13 protein-coding genes and 1 tRNA gene are annotated in these 14520 nt (G+C 55.0%); 1 reads left to right on the forward strand and 13 read right to left on the reverse strand.

Going from position 1 to position 14520, the window contains the following annotated elements:
• Positions 1-30 precede the first annotated feature (30 nt).
• Positions 31-798 (forward strand): GIY-YIG nuclease family protein, encoded by a 768-nt coding sequence (locus tag UCMB321_RS17300; RefSeq protein WP_040069092.1) that lies wholly within the window; start codon positions 31-33, stop codon positions 796-798.
• On the opposite strand, the gene UCMB321_RS17305 is transcribed toward UCMB321_RS17300, so the two are convergent.
• The 13 genes from UCMB321_RS17305 to thrS all read right to left on the reverse strand — a co-directional run bounded on the left by UCMB321_RS17305 (position 791) and on the right by thrS (position 14153).
• The gene (locus UCMB321_RS17305) at positions 791-1210 is read right to left on the reverse strand and encodes a DNA mismatch endonuclease Vsr (protein WP_052451289.1); all 420 of its coding nucleotides are present in this window, start codon (positions 1208-1210) and stop codon (positions 791-793) included. The two genes, UCMB321_RS17300 and UCMB321_RS17305, sit on opposite strands and share 8 nt — an antisense overlap.
• Before the next feature lie 279 nt (positions 1211-1489).
• Positions 1490-3622 carry a Z1 domain-containing protein gene (locus tag UCMB321_RS17310; protein ID WP_040069094.1) on the reverse strand — a complete coding sequence of 711 codons (2133 nt, stop codon included), beginning with the start codon at positions 3620-3622 and terminating at the stop codon, positions 1490-1492.
• A gap of 276 nt (positions 3623-3898) precedes the next feature.
• Positions 3899-5049, reverse strand: a protein-coding gene (locus tag UCMB321_RS17315) for an IS3 family transposase (RefSeq protein WP_157015989.1) whose coding sequence is annotated in 2 segments (ribosomal slippage) — positions 3899-4815 and positions 4815-5049 — 1152 coding nt in all. Because the reading frame shifts where the segments join, the coding sequence is not laid out codon by codon here.
• A gap of 1058 nt (positions 5050-6107) precedes the next feature.
• The gene (locus UCMB321_RS17325; protein ID WP_040069098.1) at positions 6108-6461 is read right to left on the reverse strand and encodes a hypothetical protein; all 354 of its coding nucleotides are present in this window, start codon (positions 6459-6461) and stop codon (positions 6108-6110) included.
• A 229-nt stretch (positions 6462-6690) separates the two neighbouring features.
• Positions 6691-6767: transfer RNA gene (locus UCMB321_RS17330), tRNA-Pro, on the reverse strand.
• Between the two features lie 91 nt (positions 6768-6858).
• Positions 6859-7215, reverse strand: a complete 357-nt coding sequence (locus UCMB321_RS17335) for a MerR family transcriptional regulator (RefSeq protein WP_017128239.1) — start codon at positions 7213-7215, stop codon at positions 6859-6861.
• On the reverse strand, positions 7196-7498 hold the full coding sequence (gene ihfA, locus UCMB321_RS17340) for an integration host factor subunit alpha (protein WP_002553164.1): 303 nt from the start codon (positions 7496-7498) through the stop codon (positions 7196-7198). The genes UCMB321_RS17335 and ihfA overlap by 20 nt, the downstream gene beginning before the upstream one ends.
• A 3-nt stretch (positions 7499-7501) precedes the next feature.
• Positions 7502-9883, reverse strand: coding sequence for a phenylalanine--tRNA ligase subunit beta (pheT, locus tag UCMB321_RS17345; RefSeq protein ID WP_040069103.1), 2382 nt, complete (start codon positions 9881-9883; stop codon positions 7502-7504).
• A gap of 27 nt (positions 9884-9910) precedes the next feature.
• Positions 9911-10927 (reverse strand): phenylalanine--tRNA ligase subunit alpha, encoded by a 1017-nt coding sequence (pheS, locus tag UCMB321_RS17350; RefSeq protein ID WP_040069106.1) that lies wholly within the window; start codon positions 10925-10927, stop codon positions 9911-9913.
• Between the two features lie 110 nt (positions 10928-11037).
• The gene (rplT, locus tag UCMB321_RS17355; RefSeq protein ID WP_040069108.1) at positions 11038-11394 is read right to left on the reverse strand and encodes a 50S ribosomal protein L20; all 357 of its coding nucleotides are present in this window, start codon (positions 11392-11394) and stop codon (positions 11038-11040) included.
• Between the two features lie 30 nt (positions 11395-11424).
• The gene (gene rpmI / locus UCMB321_RS17360; RefSeq protein WP_002553160.1) at positions 11425-11619 is read right to left on the reverse strand and encodes a 50S ribosomal protein L35; all 195 of its coding nucleotides are present in this window, start codon (positions 11617-11619) and stop codon (positions 11425-11427) included.
• 60 nt (positions 11620-11679) lie between these two features.
• On the reverse strand, positions 11680-12231 hold the full coding sequence (infC, locus tag UCMB321_RS17365) for a translation initiation factor IF-3 (RefSeq protein ID WP_209437187.1): 552 nt from the start codon (positions 12229-12231) through the stop codon (positions 11680-11682).
• The gene (gene thrS / locus UCMB321_RS17370; RefSeq protein WP_040069113.1) at positions 12231-14153 is read right to left on the reverse strand and encodes a threonine--tRNA ligase; all 1923 of its coding nucleotides are present in this window, start codon (positions 14151-14153) and stop codon (positions 12231-12233) included. Before thrS ends, infC begins: the two co-directional genes overlap by 1 nt.
• Between the last annotated feature and the right edge of the window lie 367 nt (positions 14154-14520).

The raw sequence follows: 14520 nt of genomic DNA on the forward strand, positions 1-14520 counted from the left end.
TAAATTACGGGCGGTGGAAAAAGAGAACACATGGAGTATTTCAAGGAGCTGGAGTTTGACCTGCCTTCGGCGCTGTTAACACAACTGGTGAACCTGTTCGAAGAGATGACGTCGGGGCCGTTGACAGAGGAAATGGTTTCAAATACGCCAGAGGCACAAGGGGTCTACCAGTTGTTCCTCAATGGCGACTTAGTCTATGTCGGAAAGACAGACGCAGACGCGGGATTGCGACGTAGATTGTCGCGCCATGCGAAGAAGATTCGCTCCCGGCTGAACCTTAGTCAGGAGCAGATCAGCTTCAAGGCTGTGCGGGTCTATGTTTTCACCGCCATGGATCTGGAGGACTTACTGATCAAACACTACCGAGCCTTGAAGAATCCGCTCGCATGGAATCTCAGTGGGTTCGGCTCTAATGATCCCGGACGTAACAGAGACAAGTCAGAGGTCAAGGACAAACACTTTGATAGCCTGTATCCCATCGACTTGGATTTTGAGGTAGAGATCGTCCAGCCAGCGGAGAATCACAGTGCAGCAGAAATCCTCAGGCAGTTGAAAGATCAGTTGGACTATACGATTCGCTTCCAGAACAAGGGTGGCAAGTCCAAGAGGCCTCATCCCGATCTTGAGGGGGCTTCGGTGCGACTGCACTCTGAGCAAAATAGCGTTCGGAGCATTTTACGCCAGGTCAAAAGCGCTTTGGGGGATGATTGGCAAATCACCGCTTTGCCAGGCTATGTGATCATCTACAAGGAACAGGAGCACTACCCACAAGGAGAGGTTATCCAGTCTGCTACGTAGCCGATTTCGCCAAGAAAAGTCGAATGCGCTGCTCTAGCGCGTCCAGATTTCGTAGCTCGCACTCCCAAATAACTAACGCGTCCCATCCGGCTTCGCTCAGTTTTTGGAGATTGGATTCATCGCGCACTTGGTTGCCTTCAAGCTTCGCTCGCCAGAATTCCTGATTAGATTTGGGGATGCGCGCCAGGGCGCAATTCTTATGCCGATGCCAGAAGCACCCATGGACAAAAATTACCTTCTTCTTGCCAGCAAAAACCAGATCGGGCTTCCCTGGCAGCTTGGCACCATGTAAGCGGTATCGAAATCCGGCTCCATAAACCAGCCTGCGCACCACCATCTCCGGCCGGGTGTTCTTCCCCTTCACCAGAGACATGACATGGCTGCGTTCAGCGGGTGTGACACTGTCCACCATGATTGATTCCCGCGATAATTGACCTCGTCCACTCATCCGGCAGTGTTCACAGCTTGAAGCTACCGGCTAGATAGACAGCATAAGGCGGCGACGGGTACCTTGGAGATCTGTGATTGCCTATTCTCCCGACCTGACCAAGTCGCTCATGGCCTCGTTAACCTCGAAGGTACCTTTCAGCCTCGCTCAAGAGTAGATCCCTCAAAGCGAGAGCAGAGTTAATGCCTTTATGATCGACATAACCTCAATTCTAGTTACTCAATTAGCAAATAACGATGGAAATTACGTGGCAGTTTTTGTTGCGAACACACAAGATTTTGCTTGAGGCGGGCTCGCTAGCATTGGCCATAGAAATGGTCCTGCTTTCCATCCAAGAGCTGGGCCACCCTCTTGTTGCAGAATAACAAGGGCTGGGGCCACCCTAGTTGGTGCCTTCACCAAATTACGAAGTTCGGCGGTACCAAGAATTGACAAACCCGATCTGTCGCCCGACGCGGACTTTGATAGTTGCCGCCCCTCCTCGACCAAAATTAGTATTTTTCCAGAAGCCTTGTTCGCATAATAATGAAGCAACCCCTTCATGGCATCCCAGTCGAATCCAGGCGAATCGTCCGCCACCAAGGAACTTGAAATTATGTCAAGAAGCGCTACTGCATCTTTAAGACCAATTTCGGAGAAGGTCCTGCTACCAATACAGCCCTGAGGAATTAGTTCTTCCGCTTCTTTGACTAATTTTTTCAGGTACGTACTCGCCACCGTGTTAAATCCAGTAGGCGTCAAAATTTCATTTGGCTTTACAGCAACTACGTCACTAAGGGATATCTTGCTGGGCGCACAAGGAACAATTCCATTTCTTGCATCATTTTGAATAAAAACAACACCTTGATCGTGCGATCCGTCCTCAAATGCTTCGCGAAGAGCGGTTTCTAAACTGTGTATTTGGACCAGTCTTGAATACACACCTCGGGAAGTATAGAACCGGGTCACAGCAAGATCGGCTTGAGGCCTCGCACCATACATCCGGGAATGCTGCAAAACTGTATCTGCTTGCATCCTCTTGGGGTTTCTACCGTAATAAAAAGCCAGGAGATTTGGAACAGTAATACCTCGATCAAGGATGCTCCCACCAATAAAAATATTGGCTTTAGCTCTCAACTTTAGCTCTGCAGTTTCAGGATCAAGGAGGGGCTCGAGCTGAACATCCGAATTTACTCTTTGGACATTAAGCTCACCATCATCTATCAGCTTACACACATCACTATATGCTAGTTTCTTATCCGGAAGATGCCCACGATCAGCATCAACAGACCTACTGATATCACTATACGCCTCTTCAAAAACAGCCCGAAGGCGATGATCCCTCTGTTGAACTGCCTCCTCAAATGCATCACGTAACTTCTTAACAGTTTCCCACTGCCAATTATGGGCTTCCCTCTGAGTATCATTATGCATGATCATTGCATATTTCTGAAGAGGCTGATCCAGCTCTTGCTGTTGTCGCCTCCTAATCGCAACTGACAACAAAAATGTAACAAGACTAAGACGTAAAACCTTGATATTATCACTAGTCCAGAGGCGATCCTCCCTGATAGTTCGCCCATCATTAGATCTCAATGCGTCATGCTCTCGCTCCTCAACTTCCATATAAAGATAGTGACGAGGATCATCTGCTCCATATCCCCCAAAGTATGCCTCCCCCCCAACATAGGCGTCATGTATAGGCAGCAACTCTGTGAAGCTAGGTCTCTTCGGATAAAAAACCTCTTCTGCCTCTTTTGCTCCCTCATAACTATCTGGCTGCAAATAGAGCGCATAAGGAGTGGCCGTCACCTGGAGAAAAGATACGTCTTTTATACTGCCACGCAACGCATCCATCTGATTTGCGATCGTGCCTTGATCGTATGTCTCTTTACCTTGCCTCTTGGTGAATCTAATGCTTGCCATGTCGGCTTCATCATCAACAATTAAAACGCGGCGCTCTTTCAGCTCGGGGTGCTCCCCCTCAAAAAGCTTTTGAATCCTATCCAGATTTTGCGCCTGTTTCTTAGCAACAATTACTATTTTTCGTCTGCGCTCGGATTTAGTAAGTGGTAACGGCGCAGCCATGATATCGAACAGTACAATTTCGTCGCCATCAATAAACTCTTTAAAATCTCGGCCGATACGCTTTACGGTTTGATTGGCGAGGGTTCTCGTCCCCTTTGTTAAAATAATGGCAATATCATATTCGCGATCAAATGCACGCGCGATGACACCTAGAAAGGCACGCGTCTTGCCTGACTGAATCTTCCCTAGCAGCATCCCCGGCTTATTAGGATCTTTCGCGGACTCGAGCTGATCAACGACGTTCTCCACACATTTTTGCAAGTGATCGTCATCATTTCTTTTATCACGTAGCCGTGCGTAAAATCCCATTCTCGCCTCCATGCAGCTAGTGGTGTATCTATTGACTCATAACAACTGGATTCAGTCTGGCATAGCTCCCATTGACCTGAACCAACATAAACTCTTGGCGTAGTCGTTTTCCTTGTAGCCCCTGCCAACACAGCATAGCACCGAGCAGAGCCCCCTCCACCCAGCTCTGGTGCAACGATTGTAGCTACCAGACCGCCGAAATCGTGTCGAACGCCACATCTGATACGCGTTCCGGGTACTCAGTTTTCATGTCCGCAATGAATCGCCCCGGATTTTCTAGACACCCTGAAAGCTCATTGCGTAACGCTTTTCAAACTCTACCGGTGATAGCTGATTGTTGAAACCATGTCGGCGTTTTGAGTTGTAGAACATCTCGATGTAATCGAACACATCGCTACGAGCATCTTGCCGCGTGGTGTAGATTTTCCGCTTGATCCGCTCCCGTTTCAGAAGCTGGAAAAAACTCTCAGCTACCGCGTTGTCGTGGCAGTTACCTCGACGACTCATGCTCGCAACCAGGTTGTTGGCCTTCAGAAAACTGCGCCAATCGGAGCTGCTGTACTGGCTGCCCTGGTCGGAGTGAATCATCACCTCCTGTTTTGGCTTACGCTTCCAGACAGCCATCAATAATGCATCAATAGCCAAGTCGCTGGTCATCTGCGATTTCATCGACCAGCCAACAACTTGACGAGAAAACAAGTCCAGCACCACAGCCAAATACAGCCAACCTTCATACGTGCGAATGTAGGTGATGTCTGTTACCCAGACCTTGTTGGGTTCGACTACATCAAACTGGCGCTTTAGCAAGTTGGGTGAGGCGACCGCTGGTTTACCTCCGTACCTCCCTGGGCGCCGGCGATACCCTGTCTGAGAGCGCAACCCCTCAAGACGCATCAATCTAGCGACTCGGTGGCGGCCACAGTCCTCACCAACTTCACGCAGGTCGTCATGGATTTTGCGATAGCCATAAATGCCGCCGCTCTCCAGCCACGAATGCTTGATCAAACCCAGCAGGCGCTGATCGTCTTTGGCGCGCACAGATTGCGGCTCAGACAACCACGCGTAGTAACCACTGGGGTGGACCTTCAGCGCCAGGCAAAGCCGTCGAATGGAATAATCGGCGGCCTGCTGCTTGATAAAGGCGTACTTCAGCCGCACTCCTTGGCAAAGTACGCGGCGGCCTTTTTTAAGATATCTCGCTCTTCCGTGACCCGCTTGAGCTCCGCTCGCAGGCGACGAAGCTCAGCTTGCTGATCATCGTCTTGCTGACGGGTTTCCTGAGGCTTGCTGTAGCGCTTGATCCACGCATAAAGGCTGTGAGTCGATACGCCAAGGCGTGCCGCAACGTCTGCCACGGGAAGCTGCTTTTCGGTCACTTGATTGACCGCTTGGATTTTGAATTCTTCGGTGTAACGCGGGTTGCTCATGGCACCTCCTGATTGGCCTCATTCTAAGGCATAGAGGTGTCTACGAAACCCGGGGCGATTCATCCGTTGCTACCGACGGATCAAACATCCGATTGGCAGGCGTTGTGGGTACGACATCCAACTGTCGCAATGGATCAATCGGTCCCGGTTCGAAAGCCAAGCATTGGCCAATGCCAACAAAAAATACACTACACACAACGGCATTACACAGAACGCCTCTTCTCACACTCACCATGCCGCTCCACTCATCCTTTCACGTGTTGCCCGCGTTATTTGAAATAGCCTTAAACGGCAGTAGAAAATCGGACGCCACGCTGCTTCCATACCCGAGCGCGGATCAAGTCCGTAACGCCTGTTGTGCTCGTGTTAGCGGGCTCGGTGGTCATGTTGCTTTTCCCTGAATTCTGTAAGTCTTTGAAAAACCTCGTAACCTTGCTTTTTCCTACTACTTTTGCCGCGTATCGAGAACAAGACTCTCGCATCGAGCGGCATCGAAATTCATGTCGATGGCTGCCAGACTAATTCGGTTCGAAGTACGTCACGCACGAGAAGGATGGTCGTCCAGATCATGTCGCGTGTCCTAGCAACCGATACAGGAGTGCCTTGAAGAGGAGCGTTGTATCGAAAGGTAGCTGTGCGTCGCTGGCCGGCATCACATTGGCGGGTTGCATCGTATCCATACACATTCCAATTTTCGGTTTTCTTCCCTGACCAACGATTCGTCTGGCAGACGATGAACTCACGCGTCGGCTATGCATACCCGCAGCGAATCTGCCCCGGGCTATTTCCACCGCCGGTAAAAGACAGAAAATCAATATGTAGATACTGCATATAGAACCAGAAAAGATAATGTGACCAAGCACATAGTACCAGCAGACTTGGGCCGTAGTCGCGAAAAGCCATCACTCACTGATTTGATGGACGCCATGAAAGATTCGGCGGGTTGCGTTTTACGGGAGGAGGCACCAAAAGGCACGGTTGGCTTCGGCTGACGGCGAATGCCATGTATCGCCAACCGTACGCAGGGGGTATGGGATGAACGTGTTCGTACCCGGCATTCACGTCCTAGCAAAACGATCCCAAATGATCAGAGCCAGCCTAGCCATCAACGCACCAATCCCCCCGGCAAACAACCCCATCTGAAGATGAGAGAAGGCGGAGTAATCACACATATTTGTCGGAGAGGTGAACCGAATAACGCAGGGCTCAGGAAAGAAAATCAGCCATGCGTGCGGCAGGCAAGTGATGCAGAAGAAAGCGATAACAACAAACCCGTACAACCACCAACGGGAAAGGTTTTGAAATTCTCTACGCAGGAAGCTCAGAGCAATAACCAGAGCAAATGATAATAGCCCTGGCACAAGCAACGCCTCGAAGACCAATCGGTGAAGCTGTTGGGAGGCCGTATCCATATCACCTCAGCATGAAATCCAGCACGCTGCCCAGGTTTCAGGCAACAAAAAAGCGGTCAGAAACCCACACACGGAAAGTGTACGAGGGCTCACGATCCTGAAAAGGAAGCAGGCCTGAAAGAAAAACCAAGGTCACTCAAAAAGTCACCACGGCAAAAACAACAAAGCCACCCGAAGATCGCAGACATAAAAAAGCCCAACCTTCTCAGATTGGGCTTTTTCAAAAATATGGTCGGGACGGAGTGATTCGAACACTCGACCCCTAGCACCCCATGCTAGTGCGCTACCGGACTGCGCTACGCCCCGACTAGGCGTGAAACTGGGTTTTGCTTCTTGTGGAAGCGAGGAGAAATATACCGCAAGCTTTTGAAATGTCAAAGTATTTTAAAACCTTGAATCACTTCTTCAGCACCACCAGCACATCCTCCAGCTCCGAAATCATCTGGCGGATCAGTTGCTTGTACTGGGTGCTGTCATCCTTGGCCTCATCGCCGGAGAGACGCAGACGCGCCCCGCCGATGGTGAACCCCTGGTCGTACAGCAACGCGCGAATCTGCCGGATCATCAGCACGTCATGGCGCTGATAATACCGGCGATTGCCACCACGCTTGGCGGGGTTGAGTTGAGGAAACTCCTGCTCCCAGTAACGCAGCACGTGCGGTTTGACCGCACACAGCTCGCTGACTTCACCAATGGTGAAGTAGCGTTTGCCTGGGATCGGCGGAAGCTCGTCGTTATGACTTGGTTCCAGCATAGGCCTCAACTCGGGCTTTCAATTTCTGCCCTGGACGAAAGGTGACCACACGGCGAGCCGTGATCGGGATTTCCTCTCCCGTTTTTGGATTGCGGCCAGGCCGCTGGCGTTTGTCCCGCAAGTCAAAATTGCCAAAACCCGACAGTTTGACCTGCTCGTTGTCTTCGAGAGCGTGCCTGATTTCCTCAAAAAACAGTTCGACCAATTCCTTGGCCTCCCGTTTGTTCAGGCCCAGCTCTTCGTAGAGACGTTCCGCCATTTCAGCTTTCGTCAGAGCCCCCATACGTCACTTCCTTAGCGTGGCGTTCAACCTGTTTTCAAGCGAGGTGAGGATGCTTTGGGTCGCGGAATTCACCTCATCGTCATTAAGAGTGCGCGATGGATGCTGCCAGGTCAAGCCAACTGCAAGGCTTTTTCTATGCGGATCAATACCTTTACCCTCATAGACGTCAAAGAGCCTGAGCTCTGTGAGCCACTCGCCTGCATTTTCACGGATTACGTCCAGTACCGCACTGGCCGCCACGCCCTTGTCCGCCAGCAACGCCAGGTCACGACGCACTTCAGGGAAACGCGACAACTCGCTGAATTTCGGCATTTTCCCCAACGCCACTTCAGCCAGTACCAGCTCGAAAACGAAGACCGGACGGTCGAGACCGAGGGTTTTCGACAATTCGGGGTGGATCGCGCCGATGAAACCGACCAGACGCCCTTCCCGCTCGATGCGCGCGGTCTGACCCGGGTGCAGCGCTGGGTGCTTGCCCGGCACGAAGGTGAACGAATCCAGCGCACCGGCAAAGCCCAGCAGCGCTTCCACGTCAGCCTTGACGTCGAAGAAGTCGACGGTGTCGCGACCCTGCGCCCAACCTTCCGGCAGACGGCTGCCGCAGACCACACCGGCCAGCATCGGCTCTTGCTTCAGGCCTTCCAGCTGACCGACAAAACGCAGGCCGCTTTCGAACAGACGCACGCGATCCTGCTGACGGTTCAGGTTGTGCTGCAACGCCTTGACCAGGCCCGGCCACAACGAAGAACGCATGGCGGCCATGTCGTTGGAGATCGGGTTGGCCAGCAGCAACGGCTCGACGCCCGGGTTGAACAGTTCGAACTGTTTCGGGTCGATGAAGCTGTAGGTGATCGCTTCCTGGTAACCACGGGCCACCAGCAGACGACGCAGCTCAGGCAGGTCGCTACGGGCTTCGGCCTTGGCCTGTGGCGCCAGGCGCGCTTGCGGGTAACGGACCGGCAGGCGGTTGTAGCCGTACAGGCGTGCCAGTTCTTCGATCAGGTCGACTTCCAGGCTGATATCGAAGCGATGGCTTGGCACTTCAACGCGCCACTGCCCTGCTCCGCTCGCGGAAACGCCCAGGCCCAGGCCGGTCAACAGACGCTCGACCTCGGCCGAGTCCATTTCCATGCCCAGCATCTGGGTGATGCGCTCGGCACGCAGGGTCACCGCGGCCACGGCAGGCAGGTGCGCTTCGCTGACGGTTTCGATGATCGGGCCGGCTTCGCCACCGGTGATTTCCAGCAGCAGGCCAGTGGCGCGCTCCATGGCTTCATGGGCCAGCTGCCAGTCCACGCCACGCTCGTAGCGGTGCGAGGCGTCGGTGTGCAGGCCATAGGAACGGGCCTTGCCAGCGACGGCGATCTGATCGAAGAAAGCACTTTCCAGGAAGATGTCACGGGTGGTCGCGGTGTCGACGCCGCTGTGCTCGCCGCCCATTACGCCGGCAATCGCCAGGGCGCGGGTGTGGTCGGCAATCACCAGGGTATCGCTACGCAGGCTGACTTCCTGACCGTCGAGCAATACCAGCTTCTCGCCCTCTTCAGCCATGCGCACGCGAATGCCGCCGTTGATTTCGGCGAGGTCGAAGGCGTGCAGCGGCTGGCCCAGCTCGATCATCACGTAGTTGGTGATGTCGACGGCCGCGTCGATGCTGCGCACGTCGGAACGACGCAGGCGCTCGACCATCCACAGCGGGGTCGGCTTCGACAGGTCGACGTTACGGATAACGCGCCCCAGGTAACGCGGGCAAGCGGCCGGCGCCAACACTTCGATCGAACGCACTTCGTCGTGTGTGGCAGGCACGCTCGGTACCACCGGACGAGTCACCGGAGCGGCATACAGCGCGCCGACTTCACGGGCCAGACCGGCCAGGGACAGGCAGTCGCCACGGTTCGGGGTCAGGTCGACCTCGATGCTGGCGTCGTCCAGGTTCAGGTAGACACGAATGTCCTCGCCCACCGGCGCATCGGCCGCCAGCTCCATCAGGCCATCGTTGTCTTCGCCGATCTGCAGCTCGACTTGCGAGCAGAGCATGCCGTTGGACTCGACGCCGCGCAGCTTGGCTTTCTTGATCTTGAAGTCGCCGGGCAGTTCGGCACCGATCATCGCGAACGGGATCTTCAGGCCCGGGCGCACATTCGGCGCGCCACAGACGACCTGGAAGGTCTCGGAACCGTTGCTGACCTGGCACACACGCAGCTTGTCGGCATCCGGGTGCTGTTCGGTGCTGAGGACTTCACCGACGACCACGCCGCTGAACACACCGGCGGCCGGCGTGACGCTATCGACCTCAAGACCGGCCATCGACAGACGAGCCACCAGCTCGTCGCGGCTCACTTGCGGGCTTACCCAGCCACGCAGCCATTGTTCACTGAATTTCATCCTGTTCTCCTAATAGATTCGTTACGACTAGCGAAATTGCGCGAGGAACCGCAAGTCGTTGTCGAAGAACAGACGCAAGTCGTTCACGCCGTAACGCAGCATGGCCAGACGCTCAACGCCCATGCCGAAGGCAAAGCCCTGGAACGCTTCCGGATCGATCCCGGACATGCGCAGCACGTTCGGGTGAACCATGCCGCAACCCATGACTTCCAGCCAGCCGGTCTGCTTGCAGACGCGGCAGCCTTTACCGCTGCACATCACGCATTCCATGTCGACTTCGGCGGACGGCTCGGTGAACGGGAAGTAGGAAGGACGGAAACGCACCGCCAGTTCCTTCTCGAAGAACACCCGCAGGAACTCTTCGATGGTGCCTTTGAGGTCGGCAAAATTGATGTCGCGATCGACCAGCAGGCCTTCGACCTGGTGGAACATCGGCGAGTGGGTGATATCCGAGTCGCTACGGTACACACGGCCTGGGCAGACGATGCGGATCGGCGGCTGCTTTGCTTCCATGGTGCGGACCTGGACCGGCGAGGTATGGGTGCGCAGCAGCATGTTGGCATTGAAATAGAAGGTGTCATGCATCGACCGGGCCGGGTGATGGCCTGGGATGTTGAGCGCTTCGAAGTTGTGGTAGTCGTCTTCCACCTCGGGACCTTCGGCAATGCCGTAGCCGATGTGGGTGAAGAATTGTTCGATACGTTCCAGAGTCCGGGTGACAGGATGCAGACCACCGGAGGTCTGGCCGCGGCCAGGCAGGGTCACGTCAATGGACTCGGCGGCGAGCTTGGCGGCCAGATCCGCCTCCTCGAACGACGCCTTGCGCGCATTGAGAACCTCTGTGACACGCTCCTTGGCGACGTTGATCAGGGCGCCGACCTGCGGACGCTCTTCTGCCGGCAAGCTGCCCAGGGTCTTCATCACCTGAGTCAGTTCACCTTTCTTGCCAAGGTAGTGAACCCGGATTTGCTCCAGGGCATTGATATCTTCAGCGCTTTGCACAGCCTCGAGAGCTTGAGAGACCAGTGCGTCCAGGTTTTCCATGTACAGACTCCAGATACGAAATAGGGGAAGAGCTTTAAGGCTCTTCCCCTATTCATGACGTTTAACACCAGGCCCTACACAGGCAAGACCCGGTGATTGTCGGGGGGTACTTAAGCCAGGACGGCTTTAGCTTTCTCGACAATCGCAGCAAACGCCGCTTTTTCGTTCACTGCCAGATCAGCCAGAACCTTACGGTCGATCTCGATGGACGCTTTTTTCAGGCCGGCGATGAAACGGCTGTAGGACAGACCGTTAACACGAGCACCTGCGTTGATACGAGCGATCCACAGAGCGCGGAACTGACGTTTTTTCTGACGACGGTCGCGGTAGGCGTATTGGCCTGCCTTGATGACCGCTTGCTTGGCAACACGGAATACGCGCGAGCGAGCGCCGTAGTAGCCTTTTGCAAGTTTCAGAATCTTTTTGTGACGCTTACGGGCAATGACGCCACGCTTTACACGAGCCATGAGTTACTTCCTCTATTCTTGAACCAAAAATTAACGAAGGCGCAGCATGCGCTCGACTTTTGCCACGTCAGACGGATGCAGCAAGCTGCTACCGCGCAGTTGACGCTTACGCTTGGTCGACATTTTGGTCAGGATGTGGCTCTTGAAAGCGTGCTTGTGCTTGATGCCGTTAGCAGTTTTCAGAAACCGCTTGGCAGCACCACTTTTAGTTTTCATCTTTGGCATGTTCGGATACTCCGCATTCAGTTGATAAACATAACCGCAAGGCCTGCCGTGCCCTGGTGGTTACTTCTTCTTTTTCGGGGCGATGACCATGATCAGCTGGCGTCCTTCCATCTTAGGATGCTGTTCGACCGAGCCGTACTCCTGCAGGTCAGTTTCAACCCGCTTGAGCAGCTCCATCCCCAGCTCCTGGTGGGCCATCTCACGACCGCGGAATCTCAAGGAAACCTTGGCCCTGTCCCCGTCACTCAGGAAACGTACCAGGTTGCGCAGTTTTACCTGGTAATCCCCTTCCTCCGTCCCTGGACGAAACTTGATTTCTTTAACCTGCACTTGCTTCTGGTTTTTCTTCGCAGCAGCAATTTGCTTTTTCTTTTCGAAAATCGACTTGCCGTAGTCCATCACCCGGCAAACGGGTGGCACTGCATCGGCGGAAATCTCCACCAGATCCAGCTTGGCTTCTTCGGCAATCCGAAGCGCTTCATCAATCGAGACGATGCCAATCTGCTCGCCATCAGCGCCAATTAACCGAACCTCGCGTGCCGAGATATTCTCGTTGATCGGGGCTTTCGGTGCAGCTCGTTTATCTTGTCTCATTTCACGCTTAATAATAATTACTCCGAATCTGGGCGACCACGCCGGGAAACCGCTTGCGCGAGGAACTCGGCGAACCGGGCGACGGGCATCGAGCCCAGGTCTGCACCTTCACGAGTACGCACAGCGACAGTCTGCATCTCGACTTCCCGATCTCCGATAACCAAAAGATAGGGAACCTTGAGCAAAGTATGCTCGCGGATTTTAAAGCCAATTTTTTCATTTCTCAAGTCGGACTTGGCACGGAATCCGCTTTCGGCCAGAGTTTTTTCCACCTCGAGGGCAAAATCAGCCTGCTTGTCGGTGATGTTCATCACCACGGCCTGGGTCGGCGCCAGCCACGCAGGGAACGCGCCCTCGTAGTGCTCGATCAGAATTCCGACGAAACGCTCGAAGGAACCGAGGATCGCGCGGTGCAGCATGACCGGGTGCTTGCGGCTGTTGTCTTCGGACACGTATTCGGCGCCCAGACGGATCGGCAGGTTGAAATCGAGCTGCAGGGTACCACACTGCCACACGCGACCGAGACAGTCCTTGAGCGAAAATTCGATTTTCGGACCGTAGAACGCCCCTTCGCCCGGCTGCAGGTCATACGGCAGGCCGGCGCTGTCCAGCGCGGCCGCCAGTGCGCTTTCGGCGCGATCCCACAGCTCATCGGAGCCCACGCGCTTCTCGGGACGCGTGGACAGCTTCATTTCGATGTCCTTGAAGCCGAAGTCGGCATAGACATCCATGGTCAGCTTGATGAACGCCGCGGATTCAGCCTGCATCTGCTCTTCGGTGCAGAAGATGTGGGCGTCGTCCTGGGTAAAGGCGCGTACGCGCATGATGCCGTGCAGCGCACCCGACGGCTCGTTACGGTGGCAGGCACCGAACTCGGCCAAGCGCATCGGCAGCTCGCGGTAGCTCTTCAGGCCCTGGTTGAACACCTGCACGTGGCACGGGCAGTTCATCGGCTTGATGGCGTAGTCGCGGCTTTCCGACTCGGTGGTGAACATGTTGTCGGCGTAGTTGGCCCAGTGCCCGGACTTCTCCCACAGGGAGCGATCGACCACTTGCGGGGTCTTGATCTCCAGGTAGCCGTTCTCACGCTGCACCTTGCGCATGTACTGCTCGAGCACCTGGTACAGGGTCCAGCCGTTGGGGTGCCAGAACACCATGCCCGGCGCTTCTTCCTGGGTATGGAACAGGCCCAGGCGCTTGCCGATCTTGCGGTGGTCGCGCTTTTCCGCTTCTTCGATCCGCTGGATGTAGGCGGCCAGCTGCTTCTTGTCGGCCCAGGCGGTGCCGTAGACGCGCTGCAACTGCTCGTTCTTGGCATCGCCGCGCCAGTAGGCACCGGACAGCTTGGTCAGCTTGAACGACTTCAGGAAACGGGTGTTCGGCACGTGCGGGCCACGGCACATGTCGACGTATTCTTCGTGGTAGTACAGGCCCATGGCCTTTTCATTCGGCATGTCCTCGACCAGGCGCAGCTTGTAGTCTTCGCCACGCTGGGTGAACACCTCGATCACTTCGGCACGCGGCGTGACCTTCTTGATCACGTCGTAGTCTTTTTCGATCAGCAGCTGCATGCGCTGCTCGATCGCGGCCAGGTCGTCCGGGGTGAACGGACGCTCATAGGCGATATCGTAGTAAAAACCTTCATCGATGACCGGACCGATCACCATTTTCGCCGTCGGGTACAGCTGCTTGACCGCGTGGCCAACCAGGTGGGCGCAAGAGTGGCGAATGATCTCCAGCCCCTCTTCGTCCTTGGGCGTGATGATCTGCAGGGTGGCGTCGCTGTCGATCGGGTCGCAGGCGTCGACCAGCTTGCCGTTGACCTTGCCGGCCACGGTGGCCTTGGCCAGGCCGGCGCCGATGGAAGCGGCGACTTCGGCTACGGAAACCGGGTGATCGAACGAACGTTGACTGCCGTCGGGAAGAGTAATAGTGGGCATGGCGCCTCCTCTCCTAGTGGTGACCCCTACCAAAGGTCACGTGGGTTGGGATGAGCAGCCAGTACGCGATTCGTCCAGCCGTTTATGAAAAACGCCTGCCGCACAGTGGCAGGAGCCGCAAGGCCAACCGGAAACGAACCAGAGTGACTGGAGTTCAAAAAAGGGTTGATGGCGCGGCATCGAGCGCAAGACACGCAAGCGATACCGAAAATAGCCAAGGCGTGGATGCTAGCACAGATGAACGGTCATCGCCTCGTTCGCAACCTGCTAAAGTTGCAGGGGTTTTCTGCCCTGCGGGTGAACTTGCGCCCCGCTCTGCCGCTCAAACACCTAGCAACAGCGTATCCACCCGTTTCCAAGGAGTACC

Source organism: Pseudomonas batumici (assembly GCF_000820515.1).
GTDB classification, from domain to species: Bacteria; Pseudomonadota; Gammaproteobacteria; order Pseudomonadales; family Pseudomonadaceae; genus Aquipseudomonas; species Aquipseudomonas batumici.